The 24,363-nt window shown below is 69.7% G+C and carries 28 protein-coding genes and 1 pseudogene; 13 read left to right on the plus strand and 16 right to left on the minus strand.

Annotated features, from left to right (window positions below; all coding sequences use genetic code 11):
* Positions 1 to 22: 22 nt before the first annotated feature.
* Positions 23 to 1,996, minus strand: a pseudogene (gene fusA / locus OCEPR_RS04880) (elongation factor G); the annotation flags it as partial.
* Positions 1,997 to 2,089: 93 nt separating this feature from the next.
* On the opposite strand from fusA, the gene OCEPR_RS13000 reads away from it, so the two are divergent.
* The 3 genes from OCEPR_RS13000 (at position 2,090) to OCEPR_RS04895 (ending at position 4,525) form a co-directional block, all read left to right on the plus strand.
* Entirely contained in the window at positions 2,090 to 2,479 is a 390-nt protein-coding gene (locus tag OCEPR_RS13000) for a M67 family metallopeptidase (protein ID WP_013457599.1), read from the plus strand.
* Positions 2,466 to 3,266, plus strand: coding sequence for a HesA/MoeB/ThiF family protein (locus OCEPR_RS13005; protein ID WP_013457600.1), 801 nt, complete (start codon positions 2,466 to 2,468; stop codon positions 3,264 to 3,266). The genes OCEPR_RS13000 and OCEPR_RS13005 overlap by 14 nt, the downstream gene beginning before the upstream one ends.
* A gap of 119 nt (positions 3,267 to 3,385) precedes the next feature.
* Positions 3,386 to 4,525 (plus strand): citrate synthase/methylcitrate synthase, encoded by a 1,140-nt coding sequence (locus tag OCEPR_RS04895; protein WP_013457601.1) that lies wholly within the window; start codon positions 3,386 to 3,388, stop codon positions 4,523 to 4,525.
* 52 nt (positions 4,526 to 4,577) lie between these two features.
* On the opposite strand, the gene OCEPR_RS04900 is transcribed toward OCEPR_RS04895, so the two are convergent.
* Positions 4,578 to 5,342 (minus strand): serine/threonine-protein kinase, encoded by a 765-nt coding sequence (locus OCEPR_RS04900; protein WP_013457602.1) that lies wholly within the window; start codon positions 5,340 to 5,342, stop codon positions 4,578 to 4,580.
* A 107-nt stretch (positions 5,343 to 5,449) separates the two neighbouring features.
* Between OCEPR_RS04900 and OCEPR_RS04905 the strand changes: the two genes are divergently transcribed.
* Together OCEPR_RS04905 and lepB are read left to right on the plus strand one after the other, a co-directional pair.
* The gene (locus OCEPR_RS04905) at positions 5,450 to 6,214 is read left to right on the plus strand and encodes a patatin-like phospholipase family protein (RefSeq protein WP_041554033.1); all 765 of its coding nucleotides are present in this window, start codon (positions 5,450 to 5,452) and stop codon (positions 6,212 to 6,214) included.
* A complete protein-coding gene (gene lepB / locus OCEPR_RS04910; protein ID WP_013457604.1) occupies positions 6,201 to 7,022 on the plus strand; it encodes a signal peptidase I in 822 nt (273 codons plus the stop codon). The genes OCEPR_RS04905 and lepB overlap by 14 nt, the downstream gene beginning before the upstream one ends.
* A 60-nt stretch (positions 7,023 to 7,082) precedes the next feature.
* Here lepB and OCEPR_RS04915 read toward each other — a convergent pair whose 3' ends face one another.
* Positions 7,083 to 8,405: an acetyl ornithine aminotransferase family protein gene (locus tag OCEPR_RS04915; RefSeq protein WP_013457605.1), complete on the minus strand. Its 1,323-nt coding sequence runs from the start codon at positions 8,403 to 8,405 to the stop codon at positions 7,083 to 7,085.
* Between the two features lie 101 nt (positions 8,406 to 8,506).
* On the opposite strand from OCEPR_RS04915, the gene minD reads away from it, so the two are divergent.
* From minD to OCEPR_RS04940, 5 genes are read left to right on the plus strand one after another with little or no spacing between them, the layout of a single operon-like run.
* Entirely contained in the window at positions 8,507 to 9,313 is an 807-nt protein-coding gene (minD, locus tag OCEPR_RS04920; RefSeq protein ID WP_041554623.1) for a septum site-determining protein MinD, read from the plus strand.
* Entirely contained in the window at positions 9,313 to 9,543 is a 231-nt protein-coding gene (minE, locus tag OCEPR_RS04925) for a cell division topological specificity factor MinE (RefSeq protein WP_013457607.1), read from the plus strand. The genes minD and minE overlap by 1 nt, the downstream gene beginning before the upstream one ends.
* Positions 9,540 to 10,619 (plus strand): rod shape-determining protein RodA, encoded by a 1,080-nt coding sequence (rodA, locus tag OCEPR_RS04930; protein ID WP_013457608.1) that lies wholly within the window; start codon positions 9,540 to 9,542, stop codon positions 10,617 to 10,619. Before minE ends, rodA begins: the two co-directional genes overlap by 4 nt.
* A gap of 42 nt (positions 10,620 to 10,661) precedes the next feature.
* Complete coding sequence (locus OCEPR_RS04935; RefSeq protein WP_041554625.1) at positions 10,662 to 11,396, plus strand: sulfite exporter TauE/SafE family protein; 735 nt, start codon at positions 10,662 to 10,664, stop codon at positions 11,394 to 11,396.
* Between the two features lie 10 nt (positions 11,397 to 11,406).
* On the plus strand, positions 11,407 to 11,574 hold the full coding sequence (locus OCEPR_RS04940; RefSeq protein ID WP_013457610.1) for a twin-arginine translocase TatA/TatE family subunit: 168 nt from the start codon (positions 11,407 to 11,409) through the stop codon (positions 11,572 to 11,574).
* Here the strand turns inward: OCEPR_RS04940 and OCEPR_RS04945 are convergent.
* From OCEPR_RS04945 to OCEPR_RS05000, 12 genes are all read right to left on the minus strand, one after another.
* Complete coding sequence (locus OCEPR_RS04945) at positions 11,541 to 12,572, minus strand: ABC transporter ATP-binding protein (RefSeq protein WP_013457611.1); 1,032 nt, start codon at positions 12,570 to 12,572, stop codon at positions 11,541 to 11,543. The two genes, OCEPR_RS04940 and OCEPR_RS04945, sit on opposite strands and share 34 nt — an antisense overlap.
* A complete protein-coding gene (modB, locus tag OCEPR_RS04950) occupies positions 12,539 to 13,201 on the minus strand; it encodes a molybdate ABC transporter permease subunit (protein WP_013457612.1) in 663 nt (220 codons plus the stop codon). The genes OCEPR_RS04945 and modB overlap by 34 nt, the downstream gene beginning before the upstream one ends.
* Positions 13,198 to 13,926, minus strand: coding sequence for a molybdate ABC transporter substrate-binding protein (gene modA / locus OCEPR_RS04955; protein ID WP_013457613.1), 729 nt, complete (start codon positions 13,924 to 13,926; stop codon positions 13,198 to 13,200). Before modA ends, modB begins: the two co-directional genes overlap by 4 nt.
* 61 nt (positions 13,927 to 13,987) lie before the next feature.
* On the minus strand, positions 13,988 to 14,452 hold the full coding sequence (locus tag OCEPR_RS04960) for a c-type cytochrome (protein ID WP_013457614.1): 465 nt from the start codon (positions 14,450 to 14,452) through the stop codon (positions 13,988 to 13,990).
* A gap of 54 nt (positions 14,453 to 14,506) precedes the next feature.
* Positions 14,507 to 15,532, minus strand: a complete 1,026-nt coding sequence (locus OCEPR_RS04965; RefSeq protein ID WP_013457615.1) for a polyamine ABC transporter substrate-binding protein — start codon at positions 15,530 to 15,532, stop codon at positions 14,507 to 14,509.
* Positions 15,533 to 15,534: 2 nt separating this feature from the next.
* Complete coding sequence (locus OCEPR_RS04970; protein WP_013457616.1) at positions 15,535 to 16,317, minus strand: ABC transporter permease; 783 nt, start codon at positions 16,315 to 16,317, stop codon at positions 15,535 to 15,537.
* Complete coding sequence (locus OCEPR_RS04975) at positions 16,314 to 17,183, minus strand: ABC transporter permease (RefSeq protein ID WP_013457617.1); 870 nt, start codon at positions 17,181 to 17,183, stop codon at positions 16,314 to 16,316. The genes OCEPR_RS04970 and OCEPR_RS04975 overlap by 4 nt, the downstream gene beginning before the upstream one ends.
* Positions 17,176 to 18,291 (minus strand): ABC transporter ATP-binding protein, encoded by a 1,116-nt coding sequence (locus OCEPR_RS04980; protein ID WP_013457618.1) that lies wholly within the window; start codon positions 18,289 to 18,291, stop codon positions 17,176 to 17,178. Before OCEPR_RS04980 ends, OCEPR_RS04975 begins: the two co-directional genes overlap by 8 nt.
* Before the next feature lie 67 nt (positions 18,292 to 18,358).
* Positions 18,359 to 18,946: a hypothetical protein gene (locus OCEPR_RS04985; protein ID WP_013457619.1), complete on the minus strand. Its 588-nt coding sequence runs from the start codon at positions 18,944 to 18,946 to the stop codon at positions 18,359 to 18,361.
* Positions 18,947 to 18,955: 9 nt separating this feature from the next.
* Positions 18,956 to 20,281 (minus strand): hypothetical protein, encoded by a 1,326-nt coding sequence (locus tag OCEPR_RS04990; protein ID WP_013457620.1) that lies wholly within the window; start codon positions 20,279 to 20,281, stop codon positions 18,956 to 18,958.
* Between the two features lie 76 nt (positions 20,282 to 20,357).
* Entirely contained in the window at positions 20,358 to 20,849 is a 492-nt protein-coding gene (ruvC, locus tag OCEPR_RS04995; protein WP_013457621.1) for a crossover junction endodeoxyribonuclease RuvC, read from the minus strand.
* Positions 20,850 to 20,852: 3 nt separating this feature from the next.
* A complete protein-coding gene (locus tag OCEPR_RS05000) occupies positions 20,853 to 21,584 on the minus strand; it encodes a YebC/PmpR family DNA-binding transcriptional regulator (RefSeq protein WP_013457622.1) in 732 nt (243 codons plus the stop codon).
* 58 nt (positions 21,585 to 21,642) lie between these two features.
* Between OCEPR_RS05000 and tdh the strand changes: the two genes are divergently transcribed.
* From tdh to OCEPR_RS05015, 3 genes are all read left to right on the plus strand, one after another.
* Entirely contained in the window at positions 21,643 to 22,680 is a 1,038-nt protein-coding gene (gene tdh, locus OCEPR_RS05005) for an L-threonine 3-dehydrogenase (RefSeq protein WP_013457623.1), read from the plus strand.
* 153 nt (positions 22,681 to 22,833) lie between these two features.
* Positions 22,834 to 23,430: a ComF family protein gene (locus OCEPR_RS05010; RefSeq protein ID WP_013457624.1), complete on the plus strand. Its 597-nt coding sequence runs from the start codon at positions 22,834 to 22,836 to the stop codon at positions 23,428 to 23,430.
* Between the two features lie 21 nt (positions 23,431 to 23,451).
* Positions 23,452 to 23,859, plus strand: coding sequence for a DUF4258 domain-containing protein (locus OCEPR_RS05015; RefSeq protein WP_013457625.1), 408 nt, complete (start codon positions 23,452 to 23,454; stop codon positions 23,857 to 23,859).
* A gap of 20 nt (positions 23,860 to 23,879) precedes the next feature.
* On the opposite strand, the gene OCEPR_RS05020 is transcribed toward OCEPR_RS05015, so the two are convergent.
* A complete protein-coding gene (locus OCEPR_RS05020) occupies positions 23,880 to 24,326 on the minus strand; it encodes a rhodanese-like domain-containing protein (protein ID WP_013457626.1) in 447 nt (148 codons plus the stop codon).
* Positions 24,327 to 24,363: the final 37 nt, after the last annotated feature.

Here is a 24,363-nt window from a genome sequence, read left to right on the forward strand (position 1 = left end):
CGGGGGTCTTGGTTGTGTGGGGTCACTCGCTCTTCGCTTCCTCGACGATCTTCTGCGCCAGCTGCGGCGGCACCTCGGCGTAGTGACTGAACTCGAGGTTGTAGGCCCCCTGGCCGGCGGTGAGGCTGCGCAGCACCCGGCTGTACTCCAGGATCTCGCCCAAAGGCGCTTCGGCGTGGATGACCGCGAGGGCGCCGTCCATGTCGGAGCCCAGCACCCGGCCGCGGCGGCCCTGGAGGTCGGAGAGGATGTCGCCCATCTTGTCCTGAGGAACGATGATCTTGAGCTTGTAGATGGGCTCGAGCAGGGTGGGTCCTGCGGCCTCGGCCACTTTCTTGAAGGCCAGCGAGGCGGCGATCTGGAAGGAGAGGTCGGAGGAGTCCACCGAGTGGTGGGAGCCGTCGTAGACCGCGGCGCGGAAGCCGATCACCGGGAAGCCGGCGAGAACGCCCTTCTTGGCGGCCTCCTTGATGCCCTTTTCCACGGCCTCCTTGTACTTGGTGGGGATGACGCCGCCGGTGATCTCCCAGACGAACTCGTAGTCCTCGGCGGGCTCGAGCCGCAGCCAGACGTCGCCGTACTGACCGTGACCGCCGGTCTGCTTCTTGTGCTTGCCCTGGCCCTCGGCCTTGCGCCGGATCGTCTCGCGGTAGGGGATCTTGGGCAGCTTCAGTTCGACGTCCACTCCGTAGTCGTGCAGCCGCTCCTTGGCCACCTCGAGGTGCATGTCGCCCATGCCCCAAAGCAGCATCTCCCCGGTCTCCTCGTTGCGCTCGAGCCGCAGGCTGGGGTCCTCCTCGAGGAGCTTGTTCACCGCCTCGCCCAGTTTGGCCTCGTCGCCCTTGCCCTTGGGCACGATGGCCATGAAAGTGGTGGGCTCGGGCAGCTTGGTCATCGGCACCTCTTCGGGTTCCTCGGCCCACAGCGCCATGGTGCGGTGCAGGTTGTCGGCCTTGGGCAGCGCCAGGATGTAGCCGGCCTCGGCCCGGTCCACCTCGAGCAGCTCGTTGCCCCGGGGGACGTAGAGCTTGTTGAACTTGACCGGCCCCTTTTCCGACTGCAGCACGTCGCCGGGCTTCAGCTCACCGCGGTAGAGGCGGATGTAAGCGACCTTGCCCACGAAGGGTTCGACCTGGACCTTGAAGACCTTGCCCAGCGGCGGCCCTTCGCCCCAGCGCTCGGTGGGGGAGGGGAGGGCCTGCAGGAAGATGTCGAGCAGCGGCTCCACGCCGATCAGCGTCTCGCCCGAGGCGATGGCGACCGGGTAGACGAGCCCCTGGCGCACGGCCTCGTGGAAGGCCTTGGCCACCTGTTCGGGGGCGGGTTCCTCGCCCTCCTCCAGGTACTGCTCGAGCAGGTTTTCGTCGGTCTCCACGATGGCTTCGATCGCCTGTTCGCGGTACGTCCCCACCTGCTCGGCCAGCTCGGCCGGAACCTCGACTTCCTGGTACTTCTCGCCGTCGTACCGCAGCGCCTTGTTGCGCAGGACGTCGAGCAGGCCGACCCAGTTCGACCCCTCCGTCCAGGGCAGGTGGACCGGGACGATGCTGCCCAGCGTCGAGCGCAGGTCTTCGAGCAGCTGGAAGAAGTCGCCCCCCTTGTCGAGCTTGGTCACCACGACCATGCGCGGCAGTTCCAGCCGCTCGGCCACCGTCCAGGCGCGCTCGGTTCCGATCTGTACGCCGTCGGGGGCGCTCACGGTGACCACCGCGGCGTCGGCCGCGGTCAACGCCCCGCGGATGCTGGCGATGAAGTCGAGGTAGCCGGGGGTGTCGAGCACGAAAAACTTGTGCCCCTTCCAGTCCAGGGGCAGCACCGCCGTACGTACGCTGATGCCGTGGGCCTTTTCCTCTGGGGTGTAGTCCGAGGTCGTGGTGCCCTCGGACACGCTCCCCCTCCGCTCCTTGGCCCCGGTGAGGTAGAGGAGCGCCTCGCCCAGGGTCGTCTTTCCGCTGCCGGAGTGTCCGGCGAAGGCGATGGTACGGATCACGTTCGTCCTCCTTTCGTTGCCTCCCTACGTGCACCAAGTATACGACGCGTGCGAGCGGGGTTTTCTTCGGCCAAACGTCCCCGCTGGTAGGCTGGGGGCATGCGGCTGTGCGTGCGGAAGGGGGCCTGGCGGGCGATGTGGGACGACGCCCGCGCGCGCGCGCCGGAGGAGGCCGTCGGCCTGCTCGTGGGGCGGCGGGGGTGCGCCCAGGCGGCCTGGCCCCTCGCCAACGCGAGCCCCCACCCGCTCGTGCATTACCTCGCGGAGCCGGGCGAACTGCTCGCGGCGCTGCGGCGCGCCGACGCCGAGGGGCTCGAGGTCTGCGCCCTCTACCACAGCCACCCCGCCGGACCGCCGCGCCCCAGCGAGCGCGACCGTGCGGAGGCCACCTGGCGCGTGCCCTACGTTATCCTGGGGCTGCCGGAGGGGCGCGCCCGCGCCTACCTCCTGCCCGAGGGAGAAGAGGTGGAGATTCGTGTGGAGCCGTGAAGAACTCGATCGCTACGCCCGGCACATGATCCTGCCGGAGGTGGGGCCCGAGGGGCAGGCGCGCCTGAAGGCCGCCTCGGTGCTCGTGGTGGGCGCCGGGGGGTTGGGCTCGCCCCTGCTCATGTACCTCGCGGCGGCGGGCGTGGGGCGCATCGGCATCGTCGAGGACGACGTCGTCGACCTCAGCAACCTGCAGCGGCAGGTCCTCTACGCCACCCCCGACGTGGGGCGGCCCAAGGCCGAGGTCGCCGCCGCACGGCTCGCCGACCTCAACCCCCACGTCACCGTGGAGGTCCACGCCCAGCGCCTCACCTCGGAGAACGCCCTGGCCCTCTTCGCCGACTACGACCTCGTCGTCGACGCCAGCGACAACTTCCCCACGCGCTACCTGGCGAGCGACGCGGCCGTGTTCGCGGACAAACCCCTGGTCTACGGGGCGATCCACCGTTTCGAGGGCCAGGTCTCGGTCTTCCACCACCAGGGCGGCCCCTGTTACCGCTGCCTCTTCCCCAAACCGCCCAAGCCGGGCAGCGTGCCCAGCTGCGCCCAGGCGGGCGTCTTCGGGGTGCTGCCCGGGGTGATCGGCAGCCTGATGGCCACCGAGGTGCTCAAGCTGCTGCTGGGGATCGGCCGCCCGCTTTCGGGCCGGCTGCTCCTCTACGACGGGCTCGAGGTCGAGTTCCGCGAGCTCAAGGTGGAGCGCGATCCGAACTGCCCGGTCTGCGGCGACCACCCCACGCAGAAGGGCCTGATCGACTACGAAGCGTTCTGCGGCGTTCCTCGGTAGCTTGCCCTAAGGCCGCGGATGGGGACGTTGCTACCCCGCGGGGCCGCGTCCCCGATGCTAGACTTGTGGATGAACAGCCGGCGCAAAGTCTGCACGCCGGGCTCGGAAAGGAGTTCGATATGGCAGAGGCTGAAATCGCACGGGGATTGGAAGGCGTCGTCTTCACCGAGACCGAGCTCTCGTTCATCGACGGCCAGAACGGCAGGCTCTACTACCTGGGCTACCCCATCCAGGAGCTCGCGGAGCACAGCAGCTTCGAGGAGGTCTCCTACCTGCTGCTGCACAAGCGACTACCCACGGCCGACGAGCTGGCGGTCTTCAAGGAGAAACTGGTCAAGAACCGCAGCATCGCGGTCGAGAAGGTGGCCTCGTTCGCCGACTACCCGCGCACGGCCCACCCCATGGCCTCGCTGCGCACCGCCATCAGCGAACTCGGCCTCTTCGACCCCACCGAGGAGGACACCTCCTTCGAGAGCCTCTACGAGAAGAGCGTCAGCCTGATCTCCAAGTTCGCCACCGTCACCGCGGCGATCAAGCGCCTGCGTGAGGGGCACATGCCCATCGAGCCCGACCCCGAGCTCTCGCACGCGGCGAACTTCTACTACATGCTCAACGGCAAGCGCCCCAGCCCCGAGCAGGAAAAGCTGCTCGACGTGGCGCTGATCCTGCACGCCGAGCACGGCATGAACGCCTCCACCTTCACCGCCCTGGCCGTGCACTCGACCGCCTCGGACATCTACTCCTCGATCGTGGCGGCGGTGGGCGCCCTCAAGGGCCCGCGCCACGGCGGCGCCAACGAGCAGGTCATGAAGATGGTGCAGGAGATCGGCAAGCCCGAGGCCGCCCGCGGCTGGGTCCAGGGCAAGCTGGCCAACAAGGAGCGCATCATGGGCATGGGCCACCGCGTCTACAAGGCGCTCGACCCGCGCGCCGTCATCCTCAAGAAGTACGCCGAGATCGTGGCCAAGGCCCACGGCAAGTCCACCGAGTACGAGATCCTCACCATCGTCGAGGAAGAGGCGGGCAAGGTGCTCAACCCGCGCGGCATCTACCCCAACGTCGACTTCTACTCGGGCGTTGTCTACTCCGACCTGGGCATCCCCACCGAGTTCTTCACCCCCGTCTTCGCGGTGGCGCGGATCTCGGGCTGGACCGCCCACATCCTCGAATACGCGCGCATGGACAACCGCCTGCTCCGCCCCAAGGCCAAGTTCGTGGGCGAGCTCGACCGCAAGTACGTGCCCATCGATCAGCGCTGATCCGTCGCCTGCAAGCGCCGCCGGCCCGGGCCGGCGGCGCTCTTTCTTGCGCTCAGCGGATCGCGTCCAGCGCCTGCAGCACCGCCCGGGCGTCGCGGAAGCGCGCCTGCGGGTCCTTGGCGACCATCCGACCCAGGACCGCGCCCAGCTGGGTGTCGGGCTCGAGCCCGGCGGCCGCGGGAAGGGGGGCGTGGAGGTGGCTTTCCATCACGACCTGAGGGGTGCCCACGTAGGGCAGCTCCCCGGTCAGCCCCCAGTAGAGGATCACCCCGGCGGCGTAGACGTCGGTCGCCGGGGTCACGTTCTCGCCGCGGACCTGCTCGGGGGCGATGTAAGCGATCGTGCCCAGGCGCAGCCGCTGGGTGGCCTCGCGCTTGGGTCCGGAGAGGTCGAAGTCGATCAGCCGGGCGTGCCCCCGGGCGTCGACGATGACGTTCTCGGGCTTGACGTCGCGGTGGACGTAGCCCCGCTCGTGCATGTGCCCGAGCGCCGCGAGCAGCTGCCGAAAGACGGTCAGGAACTCCCCCGGCGCCGGGGGCTCTTCCGAGAGCCGGCGGCCGGGCGCGTAGGCGAGGAGGACCGCGGGGTGGGCGTCGATGTCGAGCCGCTGCAGCACCGGGTTGACGTTGGGGTGCTCGAGGGCGCGCCCCACCTGCCATTCGCGGTCGGCGCGCGCTTCGTACCCCTCGGGAAAGACTTTGACGGCGAAAGGGCGGCCCTCCCGGTCGAACGCCAGGTAGACCGTCGCCAACGCGCCGCGCGCGATGGGGCGGACGACCCGGTACTCGCCCAACAGCACCCGTCCAGGGATACCCACAACCCAACTATAACGTGCCCGTAAGGGCCTCACCCGGTTCACGCCGGCGGCGGTAGAGTGGGTTCGTGCAAGCTGCGAACCGCCCCGAATTCCAAGAAGGCCGGACGTTGAAACGCGGGATCGCCCTGGCGGGGGGCGCCGCCCGCGGCTTCGCCCACATCGGCGCGCTCAAGGCGGTCGAGGAGTCGGGCCTGCCGGTGAGCGCGGTGGCCGGCACCAGCATGGGCGCGATCATCGGCAGCCTCTGGGCGAGCGGGATGCCCGCCGACGAGATCCTGGATCTGGCCCGCAAGACCAGCTGGCTGCGCCTCATCAACTTCCGCCCCAGCGGCGGGCTGCTCTCCGCGGGCAAGCTGCGCGACTTCCTCGGCCGCTACCTGCCGCGCAACTTCGAGGGGCTCGAGCGCCCCTTCGCCGCCGTGGCCACCGACGCGGTCCGGGGCCGCAGCGTCTACCTGCACCGCGGCGACCTGCCCAGCGCGGTCCTCGCCTCCGCCGCCTACCCCGGCCTCTTCTCGGTCGTCGAGCGCGACGGTCTGCAGCTGATAGACGGCGGCGTCCTTGACAACCTGCCGGTCGACGCCGCGCGTTTTCTGGGCTCGGAGTGGATCCTGGCGGTCGACGTGACCTACGACCCCGACCACGAGCAGGATCCGCCCACCGGCCTGCTCGAGCTCGGACGGCGCGCGGTGGACCTGATGCAGGCCCGGCTCACCCAGGCGCGGCTGGCCATGAACCCGCCCGACGCCTACGTGCGGCCCGATTTGCGGGGCATCGGGCTCGAGCATTTCGGTAAGCTGGAGGAGATTTGGCCGCGGGGGTACGAAGCGGCGAAGCGTGTTCTCGACGAGGTGATCCATGAACGTTCGTGAATTCCTGCGTTACCTTTGGCACGAGTGGTTCCGCCAGGTGGGGGAGGCCCTGCTGGTGGCCTTCGTCATCACCACCTTCTTCTTCACCACGGTTCAGGTCTACGGCCGCAGCATGGTGCCCACCCTGCAGCACGGGGAGCGGGTACTCGTGCCCAAGTACGAGATGTGGCTCGAGCGCTTCGGCCTGCGGGCCTGGCACCGCGGCGAGATCGTGATCGTCAAGCCGCCGCCGGGCGCGCCCAACTCGGTGGCCGCGTTCCCGATCCTCGGTTTTCAGTACCGCCCCTACTTCATCAAGCGGCTGGTGGCGCGTCCGGGCGACACGGTGCGGGTGGAGGAGGGCCGCCTCGTCGTCAACGGGGTCTACGTGGACGAGTCGTTCATCACGGACAAGATCCAGCCCTACCCCGACAGCTTTCCCCGCGTGCTGGTGATCGACGGCAAGGTCGTGGGCTTCCAGGGCTACCGCGTCTCCAACCTGCCGCCCTACCTGGAGGACGCCCTGGCGATGCTCGAGCCGGTGCCCGAGGAGGTCAGGCTGGCCAGCACGGCCCGCCCCGTCGAGTACGTGGGCACGCTGCGTCTGGCTCCCGGGTACTACTTCGTGATGGGGGACAACCGCACCCTGGGGGGTTCCGAAGACTCGCGCGTCTTCGGCCCCATCCCCGACCCAAACATCGCCGGCCGCGCCAGCGCGGTCTGGTGGCCGCCGCTGACCCGCGACGAGCGGGGTCGGTGGAAGCTGAACCTGCGTCGGCTCACCATCCCCCCGGGTTTCCGCGCGGTCCCCGACGCCCCCGCCAACTGAACCCACCGGTGCGAAAAAGGCCCGCGGACGTCCGCGGGCCTTCGTTTCGGCAGGGGGCGCCTAGCCCAGTTCGCGCAGCACCTCGCCCAGCAGCTCCACGGCCAGCGCCGCCTCCGCGCGGGTCAGGACCAGCGGGGGCGAGAGCCGCAGCGTGGAGGGGCCCGCCGGCAGGGTGAGCAGGCCCTTGGCGAAGGCGGCCTCGGCCACCCGGTCGCGCAGCTCGGGGTCCTCCTCGCGGGTCTCGGGGTCCTTCACGAAGTCGAGCCCGATCATCAGGCCGCGGCCGCGCACGTCGCCCAGCCGCGGGAAGTCCGCCTGCAGCTGGCGCAGCTCCGCGCGCAGGTATTCGCCGACCTCGAAGGCGTTCTGCATCAGGCCCTCCTCCAGCAGGTCGAGGGTGGCGGTCGCCGCCGCGGCGGCGACGGGGTTGCCGCCGAAGGTGGAGCCGTGCGCTCCCGGCGGCCAGCTCGAGAGCTCCTCCTTGAAGAGCACCGCCGAGATGGGGTAGCCCGAGGCCAGGCCCTTGGCCAGGATGACGACGTCGGGATCGATCCCCTCGTACGCCGAGGCGAGGAAACGGCCGGTGCGGCCGCTGCCGGTCTGGACCTCGTCGGCCACCAGCAGGATGCCGTGCTTCTGCGCCAGCTCCTGCAACGCCGGCAGGAAGCCCTCGGGCGGCACGATGTAGCCCCCCTCGCCCTGGATGGGTTCGAAGAAGACCGCGCCCACCTCGTCGGGGGGCAGCTTGGTCTTGAAGAGGTGCTCGATGTAGTCGAGGACGACCCGTCCGGCGTCCTCGGGTTTGGCGCCGAAGGGCGGGCGGTAGGGGTGGGGGTAGGGCACGTGCACCACGCCCGGAAGGAGCGGCGCGAAGCCCTTGCGGTACTTGCTGTTCGAGGAGGTGAGGGCGAGCGAGCCCAGGGTGCGCCCGTGGAAGGCGCCGGTGAAGGCGAGGATGTAAGGGCGGCGGGTGTGGTAGCGCGCCACCTTGACCGCGGCCTCCACGCCCTCGGTGCCGGAGTTGCCGAAGTAGACCCGGTAGCCGCCGCCCGCGAGCCGGTCGAGCCGTTCGGCCAGGCTTACCTGGGGCTCCGACGAGAAGTCGGAGAAGCAGACGTGGCTGAAGCGCGCCGCCTGCGCGCGCACCGCCTCGACCACCCGGGGGTGGGCGTAGCCGGTGGTGTTCACCGCGATGCCGGCCATCAGGTCGAGGAAGACGTTGCCGTCCACGTCGCGTATCCAGACGCCCTCGCCGGCCTCGGGCACGAAGGGGTAGGGCCGGACGTACGAGGTCGAGAGCACGCGTTCGTCGCGGGCGAGGATCTCCTTGGCCTTGGGGCCGGGCAGCGGGGTGTGCACCTCGGGACGTTGAAGGGTTTTCATGCCTCCAGTCTAGCGCCCGCAACCGGGACGTATCCCCGGAATTCTCCTTACCTCCTCAAAACGGACGGCTATACTTGGATGGAATGAAGGAGGAGGGCGCGTTGCAAGCTAAAGCGATCGTCGTGACATCGGGGAAGGGAGGCGTCGGCAAGACCACCACCACGGCCAACGTGGGCGCGGCGCTGGCGCGCGAGGGCGAGAAGGTGGCCGTGATCGACGTCGACGTCGGGTTGCGCAACCTGGACGTGGTGATGGGGCTGGAGGGGCGCGTCGTCTTCGACCTGATCGACGTGCTCGAGGGCCGCTGCAAGATGCGCCAGGCGCTGATCCGCGACAAACGGGTGGAGAACCTCTACCTGCTCCCGGCCTCGCAGACGCGCGACAAGGAGGCCCTGGACCCAAAGATCTTTCGCGCGGTGGTGAAGCACCTGATCGAGGACGAGGGTTTCGACCGGGTGCTCATCGACTCCCCGGCGGGCATCGAGCGGGGTTTCCAGACCGCGGCGGCGCCGGCGGAGGGGGCGCTCGTCGTGGTCAACCCCGAGGTCAGTTCGGTGCGCGACGCCGACCGCATTGTGGGGTTGCTCGAGGCCGGCGAGGTGGCCGAGAACCGGCTGATCGTCAACCGCATCCGCCCCAAGATGGTCAAGCGCGGGGACATGCTCTCGGTCGACGACATCGTCGAGATCCTGGGCCTCGGCCTGATCGGCATCGTGCCTGAGGACGAGGGCATCCTCGTCTCCACCAACATCGGCGAGCCGGTGGCGCTGCGCAAGGAACGGTCGGCGGCCGGCGAGGAGTTCCGCAACATCGCCCGCCGCATCCGCGGCGAGGAGGTGCCCTTTCCCAGCCTCGACGAGGCGTCGGGGCTGTGGCAGACGGTCCGCCGCATCTTTGGAGGCCGGTGATGTTCTGGTGGCGCCGCAAGAAGAGCAAGCAGAAGGCCAAGGAGCGGTTGCAGCTGGTGCTCGCCTACGACCGCGCCAAGCTGCCCCCCGGACAGGTCGAGGCCCTGAAGCGGGACCTGCTCAAGGTCTTGCAGAAGTACTTCCCCACCGAGGACCGCGAGATGGAGATCGAATTCGAACAGCGCGGTGAGCGCATGGTCCTGATCGCCGACATCCCGGTTCGTTCATGATCCGCAGGCTCGACCTCACCCTTTACGACTGGCCCCTGGCCCTGCTGACGCTGGGCCTCAACGTCGCCGGCCTCTTCGTGCTCGCGAGCGCCGCCCCCAACCCGCGGCTGTGGAAGCTGCAGCTGCTCTTCACGGGGGTGGCCTTCGTGGCCGCGGCGCTGTTGCAGCTCTTCCGCAAGGCGACGGTCTACCGCTGGGCCTACGTCGCCTACGGCCTGAGCCTGCTGCTCCTCGTCGCCGTGCTCTTCTTCGGTCGCGAGGTGAACGGGGCGCGCTCCTGGTTCGTGCTGGGCCCGTTCCGGCTCCAGCCCTCGGAGCTCGCCAAGCTGGCGCTGATCCTGGCCCTCGCCCGCTTCCTCCACGGCCGCGGGCTCGAGCGCTGGCGCGACTACCTGCTCCCCCTCGCGCTGGCCCTGCCCCCGGTCGCCCTCACCCTGGTGGAGCCCGACCTGGGCGGCGCGCTCGTGCTCTCGGCCATCGTCTTCGGCATCTTCTTCGTTCGCGGCCTGCCCTGGCGGCACCTCGCCGTCGCCGTCCTGCTGGCGGCGGTGCTGGTGCCGACGGTCGTCTGGCCCAACCTCAAGCCGCACCAGCAGGAACGGATCCTGGTGTTGCTGAACCCCTCGAGCGACCCCCTGGGGGCCGGCTTCCAGGTGATCCAGTCGATGATCGCCATCGGTTCCGGCGGCGTCGCCGGCAAGGGGTACGGGCAGGGCACCCAGGCGCAGCTGGGCTTCGTTCCCGAGCGCCACACCGACTTCATCTTCTCGGTCCTGGCCGAGGAGATGGGGCTCGTGGGCGCGCTCGCGGTGCTGCTCGGCTACGCGGCCCTGCTCTACCGCCTGGGGGTGATGGCCGTGGAGGTGCTCCACGACGGCGACCGCCTCGTGCTCGCGGGGGTGATGAGCCTGCTGGCCTTCCAGCTCCTCGTGAACGTCGGCGTCACGTTGGGCGTCGCGCCGGTGACGGGCATCACCCTCCCCCTGATGAGCTACGGCGGAACCAGCCTGCTCACCACCTACCTGGCGCTCGGCCTCGCCCAGCTCGTCTACCGCGACCGCTACGAGCCCGCCTAGATTTGGGCCCGCGCCCCGGGTGGCGGTAGAGTAGGGGGCGTGATTGGTTTTCTGATCGGCTTCCTGGCGGGCGGCTTCGGAGCGCTCGTGGGGCTGGGCGGAGGGGTGATCATGGTCCCCCTGCTCGTAAGCTGGGCCCGGCTCGACCAGCACCGCGCCCACGGCACCAGCCTCATGGCGGTCGCGGGCACCGCCCTCGTCGGCGGCGTCAGCTACGCCCTGGGGGGCAGCGTCGACTACGTCGCCGCCGCCCTGCTCACCGTCACCGCGATGATGACGGCCCGGTTGGGCGCGCGCTACACCCAGAAGCTCGACGCCCGCAGCCTGCGCCGCATCTTCGGCAGCTTCCTGATCCTGACCGCCTTCCTGCTGCCGTTCAAGAAGCAGCTTCCGCACGTCGCGGCCGGCGGCGCCGGCGCGCTGAGCTGGGTCGTGTTGCTCGGCGCCGGCGGGCTCGCGGGTTTCCTTTCCGGGCTTCTCGGCATCGGCGGGGGGACGGTGATGGTGCCCGCGCTGGTCCTGGGGGCCGGAGAGCCGCAGCAGCTGGCGCAGGGGACGGCGCTCATGGCCATGATCCTGCCCTCGCTGATCGGCGCCTACACCCACGGGCGCATGGGGCACATCGACCGCAAGATCGCCCCCGGATTGCTGCTTGGCATCGTGGTGGGGGCCTTCTCGGGAGGGCAGGTGGCCCTGGGCATCCCCGAAGGTATACTGAGGTGGATCTTCGCGGCCGTGCTGCTGTGGACGGGGTTGCGTTACCTGCGCCGCCGCTAAAGGAGGAGAGATGAACCTGGGACCGGTAGAAATCATTTTGATCCTCTTGATCATCGTGCTGCTCTTCGGTGCGCGAAAACTCCCCGAACTGGCCCGCGGCCTGGGCCGCTCGGCCAGCGAGTTCAAGAAGGGGCTCAAGGAGGATCAGGAAGAGAAGCCTTCCGAAGAGAACAAGTGAACGTAGGTGGGCTTGAGGGCCACCTCGATGCGATCGCCTTCGCGCAAGCGGAGGCGGTCTTGTACGTGGCGGGGGAGGAGCACCTCGAGGACCAGCGCGCCCTCGACACGGACCGCGTAGGCGAGGCCCTTCTTCACCAGACGGCGGACGACCACCGCGAGCCGGTTGCGGGCCAGCGGTGAGCTGAGCGGCCGGTCGGGGCGCACGATCATCACCTCTTCGGGGCGGATCCCCCAGTGCACCGTCCGCCCCGGCGGCGGCGGCGCGTCGGTGGGGGCGAAGACGCGCAGCCCCTCCGTTTCGATCCAGACGCCTTCCGCTTCGTGTCCGGCCACCTTTCCGGAGAAGACGTTGGCGAAGCCCACGAGGCGGGCGATCCCCAGGGTCGCGGGGCGGGCGAAGACCTCGTCGGGCGGCCCTTGCTGGCGCACGGCCCCGTGCTCCAGCACCGCCAGGGAGCGGCTGCGGGCGGCGACGTAGCGGTCGTGGGTGACGAGCAGGGTGGGCAGCCCCACCTCGGCCACGATCCGGTCGATCAGGTCGATCGTCGTCTCGCGGGTGGCGGCGTCCAGCGCGCTCGTCGGTTCGTCCAACAGCAGCAGCCGCGGCTCCAGCGCCAGCGCCCGGGCGAGGGCGACGCGCTGGCGCTCTCCGCCGGAGAGCTCGTGCGGGCGGCGGTCCGCCAGGTGCGCGAGCTCCACGCGCTCGAGCCAGCGCCGCGCGGTGCGGCCGGCCTCCGGCCCCCGCAGCGGCAAGGCCACGTTTTCCAGCGCGGTCATGTGGGGCACCAGCGCGTACCCCTGCGGCAGGTAGCCGACGCGCCGGTGTTCGGGGCGCAACCCTCCGAAGGGCCGGCCGCGGGCCCGGATCAGGCCGGCCAGGGCCCGCAGGAGGCTCGTCTTTCCGGACCCCGACTCGCCCAGGAGCGCCGTCAGGCCCTCGACGCGCAGGCGGGCGTGCAGGTTCAGCGGACGCTCGAGCCGGTAATCGATCTCCACCGGACCTCCAGTGTGCGCACGGCCAGCACCATGACGAAGGAGAGGGCGACGAAGACGAGCGCGGCCCGTGCGGCCTGCTCGAACTCGAGGGCCTGGACGAGGTCGAAGATGTAGATGCTGGCCACGCGCGTCTCGCCCGGCAGGTTGCCGCCGACCATGAGCACGACCCCGAACTCGCCCAGGGTGTGCGCGAAGGCGAGCAGCGTCCCGGAGAGCAACCCCGGCCAGATCCAAGGAAGGATGACCCGGCGCCAGCGTCGGAAGGTGCCCAGACCGAGGGTGCGCGAGACCTCCAGCACCTCGGGCTCGACGGCCTGGAAAGCTTCCCGGTAGGCGGTGAGGGCGAACGGCAGGCTGAAGATCACCGAGGCCAGCCAGATGCCCTCGAAGCGGAAGGCCCAGTCGAGGCCGAGGCGGCCGAGGAACCCCTCGGGTGCGAGCAGGATCAGCAGGTAGTACCCCAGCACGGTGGGCGGCAGGGTCAGCGGCATCAGGAAGACGGCCTCGACGAGGGCGCGGGCGGGCACGCGCTTGAAGACCAACGCGTAGGCCAGCGGCACGCCCAGCACCAGCAGGGTGAGTGAGGTGAGGGCCGCCAGCTTGAACGAGAGCAGGAAGGCTTCGGTCATGGCGTCGCGTACCCGTGGCGCGCCAGGATGGCGCGCGCTTCGTCGCCGCTCAGGAAGGCGACGAAGCTCTGCGCCTCGGGGCCGGGATCGAGCTGCGCGGCGACCTGGAGCAGCGGCGGGTAGAGGTCGTCGGGCACCCGCCAGTAGGCGCCCCGCTGTCGCAGGGTGGGGTGGAGCGCCGAGGAGAGGGCGAGGAAGCCGGCGTCGGCCCCCTGCACCGTCATCTGCGCGGCCTGCGAGACGTTGGCGGCGAAGATCAGCTTGGCCTCGACGCGCGCGTACCAGCCCGCCCGCCGGAGAGCGGCCAGCGCCGCCTTGCCGAAGGGGGCGTAGGCGGGGTTGGCGACGACGACGCGGCGTACGCGCGGATCCGCGAGAACGTCGAAGCCCGTGGGTTCGATGCCCAGGCGCGAGGGAACGTAGAGGACGAGGGGGCTGCGGGCGAACGGCGCCTCGGCGTAGACGCGCACCCCGCCTTCTGCGAGGTGCCGCACGTAGTCGGGGCTGGCCGAAAGGAAGACCTGGAAGGGTGCCCCCCGGCGGATCTGCTCGACGAGCTGGCCCGAAGCGCCGTAGGAGACCCCCACCTGGACGCCGGGGTGTGCGGCTTCGTAGGCGGCCACCAGCTCGGGCAGCACCGGACTCAGGTTGGCCGCCGCCGCGATCCTCAGGGGCTGCGCCTGGGCCAGACCCAGGAGCAGGAAGACGACCAGGAGGCGTCGCATCACGCCCATCCTACAAAAGAAAAGCCGCCCCAGGAGCCCGGGGCGGCGGGATGGGGCGTCGTTACTTGATCCCGAGCGATTCCACCAAGGCCTGGCGGGCCTTAAAAACGTCGGCGGGGGTGAGGGCCTTGGCGCGCAGCTTGGCCACCTCGTCCGCGGTCAGGGGTCGGAAGTCCTTGGGGAGCAGGTCCTTGTTCCACTCGGTCAGCAGGTAGTTCAGGATTCCCGCGACCTGATCGTTGGAAAGCTGGGCGAAGGGGGGCATGAAGCCGTTGTAGGTCTTGCCCTGGGCGCTGATCTGCCCCTGGAGCCCGAAGACGATCACGTGAACCAGGTAGGCGCGGCCCTCGTCGTTTTGGGCGAAGTGGCCGGCCCAGTCGGCCAGGGGCGGGAAGACCCCCGGGGTGCCCTGTCCGGTGGCGCCGTGGCAGCTGGCGCAGAACTTGCCGTAGTCGGCGGCGCCGTCCGCCAGCGCCAGCGGAGCGAGCGCCAGCAACGCGATCAGCAAGGTCACGAGTTTTCGCATCGTGTACACCTCCAGGCGGATTATATCAGCCCGCTGTGCGGGGACGGGCCGCAGCTAGCGGGCCTTCACCTCGGTCCAGATCCGGTCGAAGAGGGGCAGCGCAGCCCCGGCGTCGCGGATGAACTCGAGCTTGGCGCGCACCTCGGGCGGCGGGTAGACGGCGGGGTCGTTCAGCAGCTCGGGGTCGAGGTAGGGTTCCGCCGCCTGCACCGGAGAGGCGTAGTAGTTGTAGTTCGAGATGGCCGCGGCGATCTCCGGCTCCAGGATGAAGTTCAAGAAGGCGTAGGCGAGGTCCGGGTGGGGCGCGCCGGCGGGCATGGCCACGGCGTCCATCCAGATGGTGCCCCCCTCCTTGGGGATGACGTAGACGATGTCGTCGTCCTCTTCCTGGATCTGGAAGATGTCGCCCGAGTAGTTGTGCACCACGACGGCGTCCCCGGCCAGCAGCCGGCTGCGGCCCTCCACGCTGCCGGCGAAGCCCAGACCGCGCCGTTTGGCGTCGATGAGCAGCTGCTTGGCCTCCTCCAGGTGGGCGGGGTCGGTATCGTTGAGCGAGTAGCCCAGGTACTTGAGCGCCGCCCCGATGGTCTCGCGCATCTCGTCGAGCAGCAGGAAGGGGCCCTGGTACTGCGCGGGGTCGAAGAAGACCCCCCAGGAGTCGACGGGCTGCTTGACCTCGCTGGCGCGGTAGGCGATGCCCGTCGTGCCCCACTGGTAGGGGACCGAGTAGCGGTTGCCCGGATCGTAGTCGGGGTTCTGGAACTCGGGATACAGGTTCTTCAGGTTGGGGATGCGGTCGTGGTCGAGCGGCTGGATCAACCCCGCGCGCGCCATCTCGGCCACGTAGTAGTCGGGGGGGACGACGAGGTCGTACTCGCGGGCCCCACCGGCCTGCAGCTTGGCCATCATGGCCTCGGGTGCTTCGAAGGTGTCGTAAATGATGCGCACGTCGTAGCGCCGTTCGAACTCGACCAGCACCTCTTCGGGGATGTAGTCGGACCAGTTGAAGATCCTCAGCTCCCCCTTGGCCATACCCACGAGCAACAGCAACGTTCCCAGTCCTGCGATGAGCCTTTTCATCCTCACCTCCTTGCCTGTACCCGCTGGACCGCGATGAGGGCCAGCGTGGTGACCAAGATCATGAGCGTCGAGAGCGCGTGGATTTCCGGCGTGACCCCGCGCTTGACGCTGGAGAAGATGTAGATCGGCAGCGTCGTCGCCCCGGGACCCGCGGTGAAGAAGGTGATCACGAAGTCGTCGAGGCTGAGGGTGAAGGCCAGCAGCGCCGCGGCCGCGATGCCCGGAGCGATCAGCGGGAAGGTCACCTTCCAGAAGCGCGTCCACCCGGCCGCGCCCAGGTCGGCCGCGGCCTCGTCCAGGCTGGGGTCGAGGCCCGCGAGCCGGCTCTTGACGACGAGCGTCACGTAGGCGATCTGGAAGCTGACGTGGCCGAGGATGACGGTCGTGAGGCCCAGGTGCAGCGCGTCGAAGGCGCGCTGCACCCAGGCGAAGAAGAGGAGCAGCGAGACGCCCATCACCACGTCGGGGATGACGACGGGGATGTAGAGCAGGAAGAGCAGCCCGCCCCGCCAGGGGAAGCGGTAGCGGGCGAGCCCCAGCGCCAGCAGGGTGCCCAGCACCGTAGAGAGGAAGGTCGAGACCGTGGCGACGATCAGGCTGTTCCAGACGTAGGGGTGGATGCGGGTGTGCTCGAGCAGCTGCCGGTACCACTTCAGCGTGAAGCCGTGCCAGGCGACGCCGTACTTGCTCTCGTTGAACGAGAGCACGACGATGACGGCGATCGGCAGGTAGAGGAAGAGCAGCACCAGGACGCCGTGCAGCGTCAGCCAGCGGCGGGTCGTCATACCAGCTCCTCCATGCCGCGCTCCCCCGCCCAGCGGGCGTAGAGCCAGAGTCCGGTCAGCACCACGGCCATGAGCACGAAGGCCGCGGCCGAACCGAAGGCCCAGTCGCGCGAGGCGCCGAACTGTTGCTGGATCACGTTGCCCACCAGGATCGCCTTGCCCGCGCCGAGCAGATCCGAGATGACGAAGGTGCCGACCGCGGGGATGAATACGAGCAGGATGCCCGCGATCAGGCCGGGCAGCGTCTGCGGGAAGACGGCGTGCCAGAACCCCCGGAGCTTGCCGGCCCCCAGGTCGTGGGCCGCCTCCAGCAAGGTCCAGTCGATCTTCTCCACCGAGGCGTAGAGCGGCAGGATCAGGAAGGGCAGGTAGGTGTAGATCGTGCCCACGTAGACGGCGGTCCAGCTTGGATAGAGCAGCACCGGGTCCAGGCCGAACTGCCCGAGCAGGGCGTTGAGCACCCCCTTGCGCTGAAAGATCACGATCCAGGCGTAGACGCGGATGAGGAAGTTGGTCCAGAAGGGCAGCACCACGAGCAGCAGCAGCAGGTTCTTCCGGGGGCTGCCGGCGATGAAGAAGGCGAAGGGGTAGCCGATCAGCACCGTCGCCAAGGTGGTGACGAAGCCGAGCAGCAGGCTGCGTCCCAGGATGTTGAGGTAGAGCGGGTCGAGGCCGTCCGGCCCGATGCCGAAGAAGCGGCGGTAGTTCTCGAGGGTCAGCGGGCCGCTGAGCCAGCCGTGGGGATCGCGCTGCAGGAACGAGGTGTAGAAGATCAGCAGCGTCGGTACGAGGGTGAAGACGAGCAACCAGGCCGTGCCCGGCCCCAGGGTGGGCAGGAGACGCGTCCAGCGGGTGCGCTTATTCATGGATGACGACCAGGTTCTCCTCGGGCAGATGGACGGCGATGCGCTCGTCGTAGTCGAACTCTTCGTAGCCGGGCTCCTGGATGTCCGAGTTGAGGGTGTAGGCGACCAGCTCGAAGCCGCCGGCGTCGAGGAGGTACTGGTTCTCGGCGCCGGTGTAGATGATGTCGTCGACGCGCGCTTCGATGCGGTTGGGCCCGGGCTGGATGCGGCGGCTGAGCCGCACCTTCTCCGGCCGGATCGAAAGGGTGTACCGCCGCCCCGTCTCCAGCGCTTCGGCCACCCGCAGGGGTCCCAACGGGGTCTCCACCTGCCGCTCGCCCACGGCCCGGGCGGGGATGAGGTTGGAGGTCCCCAGGAACTGGGCGACGAAACGGCTGGCGGGGCGCTCGTACAGGGCCTCCGGCAGGCCCAGCTGTTCGATGCGGCCGGCGCGCATCACCGCGATGCGGTCCGACATCACCAGGGCCTCTTCCTGGTCGTGGGTGACGTAGATGAAGGTGAGCCCCAGCTCCTCCTGCAGGTTCATCAGCTCGACCTGCAGCTGCTTGCGCAGCTTGTAGTCGAGCGCGCCCAGGGGTTCGTCGAGGAGCAGCACCTCGGGTTCGTTGACCAGGGCACGCGCGAGCGCGACCCGCTGCTTCTGGCCCCCGGAGAGTTCGTGGGGGCGGCGGCGCTCGAGCTCGGCGATGTCGACCAGTTCCAGCGCCCAGCCCACCCGCGCGCGAATTTCTTCGCCCGCGAGCCGCTTCATGCGCAAGCCGAAGGCGATGTTGTCGAAGACGTTCATGTGCGGGAAGAGGGCGTAGTTCTGGAAGACCAGATTGACGGGCCGGCGGTACGGGGGAACGCCCTGCATGCCGCTTCCCGCGATCTCGACCCGGCCCTCGTCGGGTTCCTCGAACCCCGCGAGGATGCGCAGCAGCGTCGTCTTGCCGCAGCCCGAAGGGCCTAGGAGGCTGAAGAACTCGCCGGCGCGGACCTCGAGGTCCACTCCGTCAAGCGCGGTGGTGTGGCGGTCGAAACGTTTGCGCACCCCGGAAAGACGGACGATGGTTTCGCCACCCGGGGTGCGCGTGCGTTTGCCTTTAAAGAGTTTCCGCTGCTCCAACTCTCAGCCCCCTCCGCACTGGAAGTCTAAGCCCCCCGGGGGTGCGGTGCAAGGGCCGGGAACACGCTCAGCCGCTCGGAATCAGGTCGAAGGGGCGCTGCTTGAGCTGCAGGTCGAATCCGGTGATCCGGTAGTGAACGCTGCTTGCGCCGGTCGCCGCGATCTTCATGCCCACGCGGAAGCCTTCCTGGGTGATCAACTCCATGCCGGCGTCGCCCTGCACGAGTTCGGCTTCCAGGGTGATCGTGCGGCGCGCACCCGGGTCGAGCTGAAACCCGGCTTCGGCCAGCTTCAGGTCCTGGACGCCGTCGTAGATGTCGGCGCTGTCGGATGCGGGCGCGAGCCGGAACTCGGCGGCGACCTGGAGCGTTCCGCCGCCGGTGTTCTCCACCTCCACGGTCACCCGGACCGCGAAGCCCGCCAGCGCGTCCAGCACCGGCAGCTGGTCCACCAGCTGTCCCCCATCGGGCGTGAGGGGGTCGCCGTCGGCGTCGGGGACGAAGACCTGTACGCTGCCCGGAACGGTCAGGTCGCCTTCGAGGTCGGCCGCGTCGACGAACGAGAGGACGTCCACGTCCGCGACGAGCAGGGTTCGGGCGCTGCAGGCGGCGAGGGTGAGCAGCAGCAGCAGCGACAAGAGGAACAGGCGTTTCATCACAACCTCCTAGAACGACAGCCCCAGGCTGGCGGCGAGGCCGAAGACCGTCTGCCCGGTGAACGGGGCCGCGTGGCGGGTGAGGGCCAGATCGGTGCGAACGGGACCGAAGGCGAAGCCCGCCCCCAGCCCCAGCTTGAGGCCGTCTTCGTAGCCGACGCCGCCGCGGAGGCGCACGATGCCCAGGCGGTATTCGGCGCCGAGGTGGCCGCGCACCTGCCCGCCGGCGTAGCCCAGGTCGGCGCCCAGCAACACCTCGCCCGCTCCCTCGAGCGGCTGCAGGTAGGCGGCGTTGGCGTAGACGTCGGGCTGGAAGCCGGTGAACGTCCGGGTTTCCGGGGTGTCGGAAGTCACGTTCCCGGCGGTGTCGGTGATCCGGCGGTGTCCGTTCCAGCTCCGGTAGCCGACGAGGTTCCGCACCCCCAGGCCGTAGGTGCCCTCGGCGTAGTCGAGGGCGACACCGAGGTCGACCTGGACGCCAAAGCCCTGGCCGTTGCCGGGGTAGAGGTAGAAGGTGTCCGTCGAGTACCCCACGGGTCCGGGGGCCCCGGAGGCGTCGGTCGTCGTCTCGGCCGTCACCGTGGCGTCGGCGTAGAGGAGGCCGTAGAACCCTTGCACCTGCGTCCCCAGGTAGAGGCGGCCCTCGAAACCGGGGATCTGCGGCAGCGCGGCGGCGTAGCCCACGGTGGCGGTCACGCCGCCCTTGACGGCGCCGCGGGCGCTGAGGCGGTAGGTGGTGTCCGGCTGCAAGGCCCCCGCGGCCAGGTCCGCGAGGAGCTGGTCGTCGGGTTTCAGGCCGAATCCTCCGGCGTCGAGGAAGGCGCCGGCCGCCAGCCGCAGTCCGGGCACGCCGCTGGGGACGTTGAACTGAAAGAGCGGCGCCGGCAGCGCACCCTGCGGAGGCCTCGAGGAGGCGGCGTAGCGTTCGAGGTCGAAGGGGTTGCCCGCGCCGTCGGTGATCTGGACGCCGTCCGCGCTCACGTGAAAGACGATCTCGGTCGGGCTCGCGGGGGGGTTGAGCACGAACTCGCCGAGGTGGGTCGCCTGGTCGTAGAAGGCGAGCAGGTCGAAGTTGTCCTTGAAGACGGTCCGGTCGGTGAAGTAGTAGAGCGGGCTGACGCTCGGCCGCAGCGCCAGGTTGACGAGCCCCAGGGGCAGGGTGAAGCCGCCGCCGGCCCCGAACCGGTCGTTCGGGTACGCGGCGTAGGCGGGGTTCAGGTCGGCGGCCGCGGGCCCGGGGAGCGTCAATCCGCCCATGCCCAGGCTGCGCACGTCCTGCGCGGACGCCAGCCCCAGCAGCGCAAGCAGCGCGCCCGTCCAAAGAAGTCGCTTCATGAGGGTCCTCCGTGAGGTGGCATTTGCTCCAGCATAGACCGCCTCGGGGGCGGCGAACACCCCCAGGCGAGGGGGCTCAAACCCGGGGCGTCGTCCCGGTGCGCAGGTGGGCCAGGTGGGTGAGGGCCACGGCCAGGGCGTCGGCGGCGTGGCTGCTCGAAGGCGTCTGCTTGAGGCCGAGCAGCGCCCGCACCATGAAGGCGACCTGGCGTTTGTCGGCGCGGCCGGTGCCCACCAGGGCGCGCTTCACCTCCATGGGCCCGTACTGGAAGACCTCGAGCCCCGCCTGCCCCGCGGCCAGGAAGACCGCGCCCATCGCCCAGCCCACCTTGTAGGCGAGCTCGTTCTGGCGGTAGAAGAACTGGGCCTCCACCGCGACCGCCTCGGGCCGGTGTTCCGCGATGGCGCCGGCGACCGCCTCGTAGATTGCGCCCACCCGCGCCGCCGCCGGGTCGCCGTGCCGGGTGCGCACGAGCTCGGCGTGCAGGAAGCGGGCCCGGGCGCCGTCGCCCTCGACGACGCCCAGGCCCAGGTTGCTGATTCCGGGATCGATGCCCAGGACGACCACGGCTCAGGCCACGACGCCTTCCAGGTCCAGGTTCGAGTAGACGTTCTGCACGTCGTCCAGATCTTCCAGGGCTTCGATCATGCGCAGCACCTTCTGCGCCTCTTCCTCGGGCAGCGCCGTGGTGTTCTGCGGGATCATGGTGATCTCGACCGCGTCGGGCTTGAAGCCGGCCTCCTCGAGGGCGCGCGCCACCGCGTAGACCTCGGTGGGGTCGGTGTAGACCTCGAGAACGCCGTCGGATTCCTCGAGGTCGAGAGCCCCCGCCTCGATGGCCGCCTCCTGCGCCGCCTCACCGGTATCGGGCAGCACGATCAGCCCCTTGCGCTCGAACTGCCAGGCCACCGCGCCGCTGGCGCCGAGCGAGCCGCCGTGCTTGCTGAAGACGTGGCGCACCTCGCCGGCGGTGCGGTTGCGGTTGTCGGTGAGCGCGAAGACGAGCAGGGCGACGCCGCCGGGGGCGTAGCCTTCGTAGACGATCTCTTCGTACTGGGTGGCCCCTTCGCCCTCGCCGCGCAGCTTGGCGAGCAGCCGCTCGATGTTGTCGGCGGGCACGTCGTCGCGCTTGGCGGCCTCGATGGCGTTGCGCAGCTGCACGTTGCCGGCGGGGTCGGGGCCGCCGCCCGAGCGCGCCGCCGCGGCGATGGCGCGCATGTGCTTGGTGATCAGCTTGCCGCGTTTGGCGTCGTTGGCCGCCTTCTTGCGTTTGATCTGGGCCCACTTGCTATGTCCAGCCATGCATCACCTCGTTTTCCACGCCCATTATAGGGCGCGCGCGTGTTAGCCTGAATCCAGGATGAAAGCCCTCGTCAAGGAAACCCCCGCGCCCGGCCTGACGCTCCGCGAGGTGGACGTGCGCGAGCCCGGACCGGGCGAGATCCTGGTCAAGATCCGCGCGGCTTCGATCTGCGGCACCGACCTGCACATCTGGCGCTGGGACCACTGGGCCGCGGGCCGGCTCAGACCCCCGGTGATCACCGGACACGAGTTCGCGGGCGTGGTCGAGGCCGTGGGCCCCGGCGTCGCCACCCCGCGGGTGGGCGACCACGTGAGCCTGGAGAGCCACATCGTCTGCCACACCTGCTACCAGTGCCGCACCGGCAAGGGGCACATCTGCCAGAACACCCGCATCCTCGGCGTGGACACCGACGGCGGTTTCGCCGAGTACGCCACCGTGCCCGCCGAGAACGCCTGGGTCAATCCGCCCGACCTGCCCTGGGAGATCGCCGCGGTGCTCGAGCCCTTCGGCAACGCCGTCCACACCGTCTATTCGGGCGTGGGGGTCGAGGGCAGGACCGTCCTCGTCACCGGCGCGGGGCCCATCGGGCTGATGGCCATCGCGGTGGCGCGCGCCAGCGGGGCCACGCTGGTGGTGGCCACCGACCTGCAGCCCTACCGCCTCGAGTTCGCCCGGCGCATGGGCGCCGACCGGGTGGTGAACGTGCGTGAGGAGGACCCGGTGGAGGTCGTGCGCGAGCTCACCGGCGGCCAGGGGGTGGAGGTGCTGCTCGAGTTCTCGGGCAGCGAGCGGGCCATCCACCAGGGCCTGCAGGCGCTGATGCCGGGCGGCGAGGCGCGGATCCTGGGCATCCCCTCCGACCCCATCCGCTTCGACCTCGCGGGCGAGCTGGTGATGCGCGGCATCACCGCGGTGGGCATCGCCGGCCGCCGCCTCTACGAGACCTGGTACCAGGGCAGCGGCCTGATCTACAGCGGCCGGGTGGACCTCGAGCCGCTGATCACCCACCGCTTCGCGATGGCGGACTACCGCGAGGCCTTCGAGCTGCTCGAGCGCGGCGAGGGCGTGAAGGCCGTACTCTACCCGGACGCCTGACCCCCGGCTTGCCCGCAGCGGTTCAAACAATTAAACTAATTGCATGAACCCTATACTGGCCGCGCGCGGTCGCGCGGGTATTCCAGAAAGGCGGACGGAGCGCCGCGGGCGCGCGCGGAACGGGGTCGAACCGCACGCGGGCTAGGGGGCCACGTGGAGTTCGAGTCCGTTCTCGGCGCCCGCTGCCCCGTCTGCGGGCGCGACCTGGACGCCCCGGGGCTGTGCCGGCGCTGCCGCTCGGAACTGCACGCGCGGCGCTGGCAGAACCTCGTCTACCTGGGGGGCTACCGCAAATGGCGCGGCGCGGTGCGGGCCCTGAAGTTCAAGGGCGGCCGGCGGCTGGTCGCCCCGCTGGCCGACGCCCTCGCCGAAGGGGTGCGCGAGGCCGGATGGGCGCTCGACGCCGTTACCGCGGTGCCCACCACCTGGTGGCGGGCGCTCGTGCGCGGCTACAACCCCGCCGAGTTGTTGGGGCGGCGCATCGCCGAGCGGCTCGAACTGCCTTTCGTGCGCGCGGTGGCGCGCAGGTACACCCCCAGCCAGACGCGCCGGCGACGCGACGAGCGCGCGCGCATGAAGGCCGGCACCTTCTTCCTGCAACGCGAGCTCGAGCACCGTCGCTGGCTGCTCGTCGACGACGTCTGGACCACCGGGGCCACCTTCCGGGCGGTGGAGCGGGTGCTGCGCGCCGGCGGGGCGGAGGCGGTCTACGGCGCGGTGATCGCCGCGCGCCAGGACGGGGACTGGTAAACTGCAGGCAGGGGGAGGGCCATGCCCAAAATTCGCAGGCTGCACACCTTGCTCGAGCACATCGAGGCCGGCCGCTACCGCCTGGGCCCCCACGTCGCCCGGCACATGCTCCAGGAGGGTTTCCTCGAGCGCGACGTGCTCACGGCGCTGCGCTGGGGGCGCGAACTCGCCGTCTACCCCGAGGACGCCCGCATGCTCGTGCTGGGGTACATGGTCTTCGGCAGGCGCGTCAAACTGCCGCTGCACGTGGTGCTCGAGTACGCCAAGCCCCGCTGGGTCGACATCGTCACCGCCTTCATTCCCGAGCGTCCGCACCGGGTCTACTCGCGCGCCCGCCTGGCCGCGCTGCTGCGCTTCGACGGCGGACGCGAGGCCGTCGAGTGGGCCGGCGGGACCGAAAACCGCCCGCCGCGCGAGGCGGCGGGCTAGGGTAGGGAAGGCGGAGGGCGCTACTTCTTGGCGACCTCGAAACCCGCGTTGATCCAGGCGGTGATGCCGCCCTTGAGGTTCTTGACGTTCTTGTAGCCCAGCACCTTCAGGTAGGTGAGCGCGTACTGCCCGCGCGCGCCCGCCTTGCAGTAGACCAGGATGGGCTTGTTGAGCGGGGGCAGCTCGCTCAGGTGCTGGTCGAGCTCGGTGAGCGGAATCGTGACCGCGCCCGGGATCACGCCGGTCTCGTCCCACTCCTTGGGCGTGCGTACGTCGAGGATGAAGGGGTTCACCTCGTCGATGAAGTCGGCCGCCTTGTCCGGGGTGATGAAACCCCAGCCCTGGGTGCTGACTTCCTTGATGACCTGCATGACCGCCTGGGCCGCCTGGGTGTTGACCACCTGGGTCTGGGCGAAGACGCCTAGCGAAATCAAGCCGATGATGCCGATCCATACCGCTCTTTTCATGACTCACCTCCAGCGATTCTGCTCAGGGGGTTCCTCC

The sequence above is a fragment of the Oceanithermus profundus DSM 14977 genome, assembly GCF_000183745.1.
Lineage (GTDB): Bacteria > Deinococcota > Deinococci > Deinococcales > Marinithermaceae > Oceanithermus > Oceanithermus profundus.